Annotated in this window: 8 protein-coding genes and 4 tRNA genes; 10 read left to right on the top strand and 2 right to left on the bottom strand. The window is 43.1% G+C overall.

Going from position 1 to position 9,807, the window contains the following annotated elements; genetic code table 11:
* The first annotated feature begins 88 nt into the window (after positions 1-88).
* From BIW53_RS13420 to BIW53_RS13395, 6 genes are all read left to right on the top strand, one after another.
* Positions 89-165 (top strand) — tRNA-Asp (locus BIW53_RS13420).
* Between the two features lie 26 nt (positions 166-191).
* A tRNA-Asp gene (locus tag BIW53_RS13415) sits at positions 192-268 on the top strand.
* 30 nt (positions 269-298) lie between these two features.
* A tRNA-Asp gene (locus BIW53_RS13410) sits at positions 299-375 on the top strand.
* 41 nt (positions 376-416) lie between these two features.
* Positions 417-493: transfer RNA gene (locus BIW53_RS13405), tRNA-Asp, on the top strand.
* A gap of 193 nt (positions 494-686) precedes the next feature.
* Positions 687-1,274, top strand: a complete 588-nt coding sequence (locus BIW53_RS13400) for an ABC transporter ATP-binding protein (RefSeq protein WP_070992519.1) — start codon at positions 687-689, stop codon at positions 1,272-1,274.
* Between the two features lie 13 nt (positions 1,275-1,287).
* Positions 1,288-2,358, top strand: coding sequence for a DUF6136 family protein (locus tag BIW53_RS13395; protein ID WP_139158854.1), 1,071 nt, complete (start codon positions 1,288-1,290; stop codon positions 2,356-2,358).
* Positions 2,359-2,415: 57 nt separating this feature from the next.
* On the opposite strand, the gene fadE is transcribed toward BIW53_RS13395, so the two are convergent.
* Positions 2,416-4,869 (bottom strand): acyl-CoA dehydrogenase FadE, encoded by a 2,454-nt coding sequence (gene fadE, locus BIW53_RS13390; protein ID WP_070992517.1) that lies wholly within the window; start codon positions 4,867-4,869, stop codon positions 2,416-2,418.
* A 284-nt stretch (positions 4,870-5,153) separates the two neighbouring features.
* Between fadE and BIW53_RS13385 the strand changes: the two genes are divergently transcribed.
* From BIW53_RS13385 to BIW53_RS13375, 3 genes are all read left to right on the top strand, one after another.
* Positions 5,154-5,453, top strand: coding sequence for a DUF6419 family natural product biosynthesis protein (locus BIW53_RS13385; protein ID WP_070992516.1), 300 nt, complete (start codon positions 5,154-5,156; stop codon positions 5,451-5,453).
* 93 nt (positions 5,454-5,546) lie between these two features.
* On the top strand, positions 5,547-6,680 hold the full coding sequence (locus BIW53_RS13380; RefSeq protein ID WP_070992515.1) for a 4-phosphoerythronate dehydrogenase: 1,134 nt from the start codon (positions 5,547-5,549) through the stop codon (positions 6,678-6,680).
* Between the two features lie 2 nt (positions 6,681-6,682).
* Positions 6,683-7,699, top strand: coding sequence for an aspartate-semialdehyde dehydrogenase (locus BIW53_RS13375; RefSeq protein WP_070992514.1), 1,017 nt, complete (start codon positions 6,683-6,685; stop codon positions 7,697-7,699).
* Positions 7,700-7,704: 5 nt separating this feature from the next.
* Here BIW53_RS13375 and BIW53_RS21220 read toward each other — a convergent pair whose 3' ends face one another.
* Positions 7,705-7,833: a hypothetical protein gene (locus BIW53_RS21220; protein ID WP_281179881.1), complete on the bottom strand. Its 129-nt coding sequence runs from the start codon at positions 7,831-7,833 to the stop codon at positions 7,705-7,707.
* Positions 7,834-7,978: 145 nt separating this feature from the next.
* On the opposite strand from BIW53_RS21220, the gene BIW53_RS13370 reads away from it, so the two are divergent.
* The coding region (locus tag BIW53_RS13370; RefSeq protein ID WP_281179880.1) for a FimV/HubP family polar landmark protein at positions 7,979-9,807 on the top strand (1,829 nt) is incomplete at its 3' end.

Here is a 9,807-nt window from a genome sequence, read left to right as displayed (position 1 = left end):
TTGGTTAGAATACCGGCCTGTCACGCCGGGGGTCGCGGGTTCGAGTCCCGTCCACTCCGCCAAAGGAAAGCACAGATTAAAACACCGTGGAGTGGTAGTTCAGTTGGTTAGAATACCGGCCTGTCACGCCGGGGGTCGCGGGTTCGAGTCCCGTCCACTCCGCCAATGTTTTAATCCTTTATTTGCTCTGTGGAGTGGTAGTTCAGTTGGTTAGAATACCGGCCTGTCACGCCGGGGGTCGCGGGTTCGAGTCCCGTCCACTCCGCCAATGCAAATAAATTCAAAATGATATCTCTGCGGAGTGGTAGTTCAGTTGGTTAGAATACCGGCCTGTCACGCCGGGGGTCGCGGGTTCGAGTCCCGTCCACTCCGCCACTTGATATCAAAGAGGATGCTTTATAAACACATACCACTGCGGAGTGGTAGTTCAGTTGGTTAGAATACCGGCCTGTCACGCCGGGGGTCGCGGGTTCGAGTCCCGTCCACTCCGCCACTTATTAAGCACTACGCGCTTAACCAAAATAAGACACTTCCAACACGTATTACCTAATAAAAAACCTTCAGAAGTTCAGATATTTTTACTCAATTTACTGTTTTTAAAAAGTTATTTCGATATAAATAGTAACATTTACGCTGCTAAATTTTGTCCCTAAAATGATATGATATTGCGAAAAAGGAGCTTATCAATGATAGAGATAAAGCGGCTTCGCAAACAATTTACCAACAAATTAGTATTTGAAAACTATAGCACTCACTTCAACTGTTCTAAATGCTGTGTTATTGGCCAAAATGGACTTGGAAAGACAACCTTGTTTACCATCATCGCTGGGTTAGATCCCCATTACCATGGTCAGATATTGCTTGCTGGTGAGTCTAAGGCGAAATTGCAAGCGCATGTCGCGTTAGCATCGGACAAAATTCCATTTCCTGAGTTCTTAACCGCCCGTCAAATTCTCACAATGACGAGTGCCAGTTGGCAGTGTGATATGCCTTTAGAACTGGCAGAACAGCTTGGATTTACTGGATTTTTAGACACGTATGTCAAAGACTTATCTTCAGGCAATCATAAAAAACTGCAACTATTAAGCGCCATCATGCGTAATACACCATACCTGATCTTAGACGAGCCGAGTGCGGCGCTTGATCACGCTGGTACTGAGGTGATATGCCAATGGCTAACATCATTTTCAGGTCAGGTGCTAATAAGTAGTCACGAGCCTCAGCCGTTTTTAGACATAGGTTTTGTAACCCAACCGCTATTTGGCAAATGTTAAAGTAGAGGTTGCAATGACATACTTACGGTATCGGATCACTGCCTATCGCTATGCGCTTAAAATGCTTTTTAAGCAGCTTAATCAGTTCGCGTTGATGCTCAGTACACTATTTTATATCTTCCTACCAGGACTGATAGGGGGCATGTTTTTTGGTTTAGGAAAGATAGTACAAAGTGACAGTGAGCAAACTTCTAACCAGGTAATGTTGGGTTGCTTGATGTTCCAAGCGCTAATACTAAATGTATTAAAGCCTGCAATATTAGATAATGCCCATCGCATGTTCCATCATAGCCTCATGAAAAGCAAAACCAGCATCATTGCTGCAGATATTACCCTATTATTTGTAAGTCATGCTTTACTTTGGATGTCGATAGTACTGGCTTTAGCAATGGGACTGGATAAGCTTGTGAAAGCGCCACACTTTGTAGGATTTATGATAACCCAGGTAAGTATGGGCATCATGTTGCTTTATCGTCCCCAAGCTGTTGTATTAACCCTTGTTGTTACATTAGCGCTGTTACCAGCGGCATTATCTAACCTTACTTATTTGGCGTGGTGCAATGTTGTTATGCTCGTATCATGCTTTGTCGGGCCTATTTGGCTGACCTATTCACCTGCACGGTTAACGGTATGGTCGTTTTGGGTTTTGTATGGTTTTCACAACGCTTGGTCACTGGCTTGGCGTATCTGTATTAATCTGTTACTGGTTTGGGGCGTGGCGATTATTGGCGCGGAGCGGCCAGAGTTGTTGCATTGGTATACGCCATTGGTTGGTCTCTTTACATTGTTAATATGGTCATCACTGTGTATCAAAACCACAAAATATATCAATGAACATAGACTCTTCTGGGTTAGCTTAAAACAGTTGGATGCGCTGATTAAAGCGCAACATGTGTTTATATTTGTGTTGTACTTTTTGTTTTGGTTTACTGGAGTTGTGTTATTAAGCTTTGATGTTTTTTCGCTAATGATTTTGATAGTAGCGCCGCTTTTACAGTGGAGTGCGGTAACTATGCCGCAGCGCCTTGCCGTATGCTGGGCAAGTTTATCGGTGCTTGTATATCTCATTAAGGTTTTGATATAGGGAATAAAAAAGCCAGCTTAATCGCTGGCTTTGATTCACTTTAACGAATGTAGGAGGTTATGCGGCGCTCGCGCCTTGTGATTTAGGCTTGGCACCATGACCTGCGGTCAGCTCGCTGGGGTCAAAATCATCGACATTGATTACTGCTAAACGTTTGGCTTCAACAGCACCCAGCTTTTCAGCTTCATCTTTGTTCAAGATACCGGCTTCTAGGCCCATTTGTGCGACCTTATCTAACTGCATGAATGGTAGCTTCTCACCTTTGGCACGACATACTTTATCGAATAGAGGTTCTATCTCTAAAATATCACGTAAGGTTTGTTCTTGCTTACCTAAGATATTAAGTGGTTCGTCTTTAAGGTAGATATGAGCACCTAAACGTTCGCGTGACTCATTTGGTGTTTGCAGCAAGTGAGCAACTTTTTGTTCTAGTTTATCCGTAGGTTTGCGCACCGGACGTCCAAACGGGAACAATAACACTTTTAGAACGCCTCTGAGCAGCGCTGAAGGCATATTATTGATTAAGTCAGCGAGTGCTCTTTGGCATAGATACAAGTGTTCCTGACAGCTCCACTGGACGAATGGCAAATCTTCTTTCTTACGGCCTTCGTCGTTATAGCGCTTCAATGTAGCAGACACTAAATATAAGTAGCTTAACAAGTCACCAAGTCGTGCAGAAATACGCTCTTTACGCTTCAACGAGCCGCCAAAAACAGCCATACAGATATCAGACATCAGTGCTAACGATGCACTATAGCGGCTGGCATTTCTGTAGAACACAGCGGTTTCATCATTAAACGGTACTTTGCTGAAACGTGCTCCGGTCAGTGCTAGCCACTTAGTTCTTACTAAATTAGAAATGGTAAAGCCAATGTGACCCATTAGAGAATTATCGAAGCTCTCTAAAGCCGCTTGTTTATCTTCCATACTCACAGCGTTAAGCTCTGCAAGTACAAATGGATGACAGCGAATTGCGCCTTGCCCGTAAATAATCATGTTGCGGGTAAGTATATTTGCACCTTCAACGGTGATAGCGATTGGCGCACCTTGATAGCCTCGGCCTAGGTAGTTATTTGGGCCTAAACAGATCCCTTTACCACCGTGAATGTCCATAGCATGTATGGTTGATGTTCGCATTTGTTCAGTCAGGTGGTACTTTAAAATTGCAGATACAACTGATGGTTTTTCACCTAAATCAACCGCACCAGTAGACATGCTTACTGCCGCATCTGTGCTGTAGGCATAGCCACCGAGTTTTGCAAGCGCTTCTTCGATACCTTCCATTTTACCAATCGGTAATTTGAACTGGCGACGAATACGACTGTAGGCTCCACTTGCCAGAGCAAGAGACTTAATGCCACCCGTTGAATTAGACGGTAACGTTATCACACGACCGACAGATAAACACTCAACCAGCATACGCCAGCCTTGGCCTGCCATCTTAGGACCACCAATGATAAAGTCGATAGGTACAAAAATGTCTTCGCCTTGAGTTGGACCATTTTGGAAAGGAACGTTTAATGGGAAGTGGCGGCGGCCTATTTTCACGCCCGGAGTATTTGTTGGGATCAATGCACAGGTTATCCCGGGCTCTTTATTATCGCCAAGTAAGCCGTCTGGATCTCGCAATTTAAACGCTAATCCAAGCACGGTTGCAACTGGAGCTAGTGTGATATAACGCTTATTCCAAGTTAAACGAATACCAAGTGTTTCTTTACCTTCCCACTCACCTTTACATACGATACCAAAGTCAGGAATAGCGGAAGCATCAGAACCGGCTTCTGGTGAAGTGAGAGCAAAACAAGGGATCTCTTGACCGTTTGCGAGCCTTGGTAGGTAGTGGTCTTTTTGTTCTTCGGTACCGTAATGCTGCAATAATTCACCCGGACCGAGTGAGTTTGGTACACCTACAATTGAAGATAGTAATGTCGACTTACTCGTCAGTTTTTGAAGTACACAAGATTGCGCATAAGCAGAAAACTCAAGGCCACCATATTGTTTCTTGATGATCATTGCGAAGAATTTATTGTCTTTTAGATATTGCCATACATCTTCTGGCAAATCGGTTAGCTCATGGGTAGCTTTCCAATCGTCCAACATGGCGCACACTTCTTCAACAGGACCATCTAGAAAAGCTTGTTCTTCAATAGTCAGACGAGATTGAGGGTATTGGTGTAACTTTTTCCAATCAGGGTTACCACAAAATAAGTCTGCTTCCCACCAAGTTGTGCCTGCATCTATTGCCGATTTTTCGGTTTCAGACATGGTTGGTGTTACTTTTTTGAACGCTTTGAACAGTGGGGCAACAATATATTGTTGGCGAATGTTAGTGAGTGATAGAGGTACTACTATGACCAAGAAAAGTAGCCAAGAAATAGCACCAAAGGCACCGAAAATAGTGCCCACAAGTAATGTTATTGCAGCAACGCCTACTGAGGCGTTCCAGCTTGCTCGGTGATAGCTCGCGATGCTCACAAGTACTATCAACGCTAGGGTGAATAAGAGTGTCATGTTGTTCTTCCTTATAAGAGGTCTGACCACCTTAGGTAGACTAGCTCTAACGGCTGATCATTTCAAGAGAAAAAACGCTTCATTTATAGTAGTTAACTGTAGGTGATTTAGCTTGAAGTAGTTAGAAATAGCTACAGATTGGCAAAGCCCACTTTGTAGCGGCTAATTGCCATGGTGCAAAATTTTTATGCTCAATCATGTTTAGTAGGTAGAGAAGGTGGTTGATTTTTGCCCGCTTGGGCCTATTGTTTTAGCTGAGAAAGCGTTCAAGGAAGGAGCCTTAAATGATTATTTCAATAGTTGTGATATCAGCGTCACTACTTGCAACATGGATGTCCGTTAATGTTTATACACCTGCTGTATTTTTTAACTTATTCTGCTGTTTGATCAGTGCTTGGTATGGCTATCATGCGCATGTACACAAGGCCTTGGCCTTAGCATTTTTTAATGTCTTTGCCGTTATTATGAGTCCACTACTTATTTTGCCTGAGCAAAAAACCGCTACGTTAATGGTGATGTTATTACTAATGATCATGTTTGCTGGAATAGCCGTTGGTATTCACAAAGTGAAGGTCAAAGAGTAAACAGCATAAGTAAAGGGAATTGTGGGTGGAAACTCGCATTCTACCTTAGCTTAGGTATACAATATCGCTCCCGTGCCCAGATTGGAATGTTCAATGAAGATCCTTGCAGATCAAAATATGCCCTTGGTTGAGGAGTTTTTCTCAGATTTAGGTGAAGTTAGGCGTTTTGATGGTAGAAGTTTACAAGCATCGTCATTAGATGGAGTAGATGCATTATTAGTCCGCTCTGTTACCAATGTAAATGAAGAATTACTAGCGCAAGCTCAACAGCTAAAGTTTGTAGGAACTGCGACAATTGGCATTGATCATGTGGATACTGCACTTTTAGCGCAGCGAAATATCGCTTTTTCGAGTGCGCCAGGGTGCAATGCAATTGCAGTTGCTGAGTATGTAATAAGTGCTTTGTATGCCTATGCTCAAGAGACAGGAACAAACCTAGAAGGAAAAACGTTAGGTATTGTTGGTGTGGGTAATATAGGAAAATGCCTACAGCAGAAGCTGATAAATACGGGCTTGCGTTTGTTACTTTGTGATCCCGTGAGGTACGAAGCGGGTAGCCTGAATGAGCATGTAGATATTGACAGCGTGTTGGAGCAAGCCGACATAGTAACGTTTCATGTACCATTAATTAAGGATGGGCCACATCAAACGCGTCATCTACTTGATGCTGAGCGAATATCTAAATTAAAGGACAACATGCTTGTGATTAATGCAAGCCGCGGTGATGTAATAGACAATCAAGCCTTATTAAGTGCTGTACAGCAAGGGAAGAGCTTAGAACTGGTATTTGATGTATGGGAAAACGAACCTAATATTTTGACTGAGTTACTAGAGTATGTGCGCTTTGCAAGCGTACACATTGCCGGGCATACCCAAGAGGGCAAGGCAAGAGGCACACAAATGCTTTACGAAGGGCTATGTCAGCGTTTAGGAAAAAGTGTTGATAAGCACTTAGAAGACTTTTTGCCTGTTCCGGCGTTAACCAAATGTAGAACTGAAAAAAGCTTAACAGAGCATGACTTAGGTCGCTTAGTTCATCTGGTTTATGATATTCGCCGTGATGATGGCTTGATGCGTGCCAATTTAGCTAGCCATGGTTTTGATAGTCTAAGAAAAACGTATCCTCCACGTCGTGAATTTAGCACTTTGAGCATAGAAAATATGAGTGAACACGGCGGGTTACTAACTACGTTGGGCTTTAATGTTATTGAAAAGAATGAGGATTGATTATGTCGCAAAAATTTAATGTGGCGGTATTGGGAGCTACAGGCTTGGTAGGCCGACAAATCATAGAGACACTTGAAGAAAGAAAGTTCCCTGTCGACCAGCTTTTTGCTCTAGCAAGCAGTAGAAGCGCAGGCGAAGAAATTGATTTTCGTGGTGAAAAAATTGAAGTTCTGGATGTTGAGCAATTTGACTTCGCTCAGGCTCACATCGGGTTATTTTCAGCTGGGGGCAGTGTATCTGAAAAATATGCACCGATCGCGGCCGAAGCGGGTTGTGTGGTGATTGATAATACATCACAGTTTAGGTACGAATATGACATACCTTTGGTTGTGCCTGAAGTAAACAAAGAAAGTTTGGCTGATTTTCGTAACCGCAACATTATCGCTAACCCAAATTGTTCAACCATTCAAATGTTGGTAGCACTTAAGCCGATTTATGACGCTTATGGAATTGACCGAATTAACGTTTCAACATATCAAGCGGTCTCAGGGGCTGGCAAAGAAGCGGTAGACGAGCTAGCCAAACAAACGGCGAACCTCATGAATGCAAGGCCACTTGATAATCAAGTTTTTACCAAGCAAATCGCCTTTAATGTGATCCCTCAAATTGACGAGTTTCAAGATAATGGTTATACCAAAGAAGAAATGAAAATGGTGTGGGAGACACATAAAATCTTGGGAGATAGTAGTGTGATGGTAAACCCTACTGCTGTCAGAGTACCGGTCTTTTTTGGTCATGCTGAGTCTGTTCACCTTGAAACTCGTATGCCGTACGATATTGAACATGTAAAGCAATTGCTCAACGATGCTCCAGGTGTAGAACTAATTGAGGATGAACAGGATTATCCAACACCTGTGAGTGATGCCAGTGGTAATGACACAGTATATGTTGGCAGAGTACGCCAAGATATTTCTCACCCACATGGCTTGAATCTGTGGATCGTATCAGATAACACCCGAAAAGGAGCTGCAACTAACAGCGTGCAAATCGCTGAGGAACTCGTTGCAAATTACTTGTAGTCCTTTTATTTAGAAGTGCTGTTAAGTGGCAGCACTTTGCCGTCAATTGCCATAACAATGGCAATAATGTCAGGTGTTTGCCTCATCTTATCGCCTCTAACTCTGATAACTTTGCCCCCGCTTGATATAAGCATGTTAATTTTCAATGCGTTGCAATGGATATTCCAAGGTAACTGGTTTATAGTTTGAACTTGGAATAGAGCTTGCAGTAGCAATCGTTAGCAACATTTTGATGTTTAGCAAAAAAATAATGTTGAACATAGTACTGAAAGGACCAACATGCGCGGTTTTGTCGTTTTTTGTATCTTTGTCTTCACATTGATCACATTGCCAGTTAATAGCCTAGAAGAGCCTCAGATTAAAGGGCCAAAAGGCGTGGACTATGGTCAGCAAGGTCGATCAATTGGGCCAATTACACCATCAGATACGCTTTGGCGTATTGCTCAGAAAGTTAGACCTGATGAGTCGGTAACCATTTATCAGGTTATGAGTGCGCTCTACCGTAAAAACCCGCAAGCGTTTTTGGATCAAAACCTAAACCACATGCGCGATGGCGCATACCTCAAAATTCCGACAATGGGAGAGATCCGTAAAGAGGACCCAAATCTAGCAAGACAGCGTTCAGATCAAGATGATGCGCTTTGGGAACTGAAAAAAAGCGGTATGCTCGATAACCAAACGATTGAACAAGCTCAAAAAAAAGTCACACAAGCGCGAAAAATTGATGTCGAAGAGGCACAAGATGCCTTAACCAAGCAGTTAAAGTCTATACAGCTGGAACAAGATTCAAGGCTCATGGATTTGCAGTCTCAGTTTAGAAGCTCGGTACGAAATGTCGAAGAAATCTTACAAGAAAACGATAAGCTTAAGAAGCAATTAGGGAATATATCCCAAGAATTACAAAGCGTACGAGATCAGTTGGGTAAAGACAGCGAGATCCAACAACAGCTCCAGTCAATGATTAATCTGCAAACTGCACTCATAGAGCGTCAGGAAGAGCAAAGAAAAAAGACGCAAAGTGGTTTTGATTTCAGTTCGGCATTAAGCAATCCTCTGGCGTTAATCCTATTAGCTACTTTACCTGCTCTACTTGCAATTGGCGCGGGTATTTTCTTCTTACGTAAACGAAAGCAGGATCAGGATAGCGTTTCAGACGAAGATGATTTTATGCCTAAAACGGCTGCTTCTGCTGCGACCGACCCACTTGATTTGGGTATGCCAACGGCGGCGCCGGAGACCGAAATAGAAGACAGCGTACAGTTGGACGATGACATTTTGCCTGAAGACGATGACATTATGTTTGACTCTTTGGAAGATGATACGTTTGACGAAGGCAGCAGTGAACTAGACCAAGATGAACTAGATAGCTTGTTAAACGAAGATATCGTATTTGATGACGATTCAAATGAGACAGATATTCCAGAAGATCTTGATGACTTTTTACAACAAAGCTTTGATGGTCAAAATGATGATGCTGGTGATGATGTTTCTTTGGATATTGATGATGAAGACTTTGGGTCTGATGACATTGATGATTTGTTAGATGAAGGCGCTGAATTCAACGAAGAAGAATTAGATGTTGATGTTAGTGATGATGCGCTAGCAGCACTTAGTGAAGAATTGGCAGATGATCAAGAAGATATAGATATAGATGCGCTAGTTGAGAGTGCGGGCGAAGACAGCTCCGACGATGACTTTGATATTGATGATTTGATTGACGAGGAAGCGCAGTCTGATACTGAGTTAGACAGTGACGATGAAGATAACCTGTTAGAAGGCACACAGAACGAGGCAGAAGATCTAGAAACTGATGATATTGACGCCTTGCTTGATGAAGCGCAGGTTGATGATGAAGACACAGATGCGGACATAAACGACATTGACGCCTTGCTTGATGAAGCGCAGGCTGATGATGAAGAAACAGATGCGGACATAGACGACATTGACGCCTTGCTTGATGAAGCGCAGGTTGATGATGAAGACACAGATGCGGACATAGACGACATTGACGCCTTGCTTGATGAAGCGCAGGCTGATGATGAAGACACAGATGCGGACATAGACGACATTGACGCCTTGCTTGATGAAGCGCAGGCTGATGATGAAGA

The sequence above is a fragment of the Pseudoalteromonas byunsanensis genome (genome assembly GCF_001854475.1).
Classification (GTDB): domain Bacteria; phylum Pseudomonadota; class Gammaproteobacteria; order Enterobacterales; family Alteromonadaceae; genus Pseudoalteromonas; species Pseudoalteromonas byunsanensis.
This window is presented reverse-complemented; position numbering and strand designations above follow the sequence as displayed.

Bases quoted from the DNA above. Each gene is read 5' to 3' on its own strand.
- BIW53_RS13400 (WP_070992519.1), top strand. From the start codon at position 687: ATGATAGAGATAAAGCGGCTTCGCAAACAATTTACCAACAAATTAGTA.
- BIW53_RS13395 (WP_139158854.1), top strand. From the start codon at position 1,288: ATGACATACTTACGGTATCGGATCACTGCCTATCGCTATGCGCTTAAA.
- fadE (WP_070992517.1), bottom strand. From the start codon at position 4,869: ATGACACTCTTATTCACCCTAGCGTTGATAGTACTTGTGAGCATCGCG.
- BIW53_RS13385 (WP_070992516.1), top strand. From the start codon at position 5,154: ATGATTATTTCAATAGTTGTGATATCAGCGTCACTACTTGCAACATGG.
- BIW53_RS13380 (WP_070992515.1), top strand. From the start codon at position 5,547: ATGAAGATCCTTGCAGATCAAAATATGCCCTTGGTTGAGGAGTTTTTC.
- BIW53_RS13375 (WP_070992514.1), top strand. From the start codon at position 6,683: ATGTCGCAAAAATTTAATGTGGCGGTATTGGGAGCTACAGGCTTGGTA.
- BIW53_RS21220 (WP_281179881.1), bottom strand. From the start codon at position 7,833: ATGCTTATATCAAGCGGGGGCAAAGTTATCAGAGTTAGAGGCGATAAG.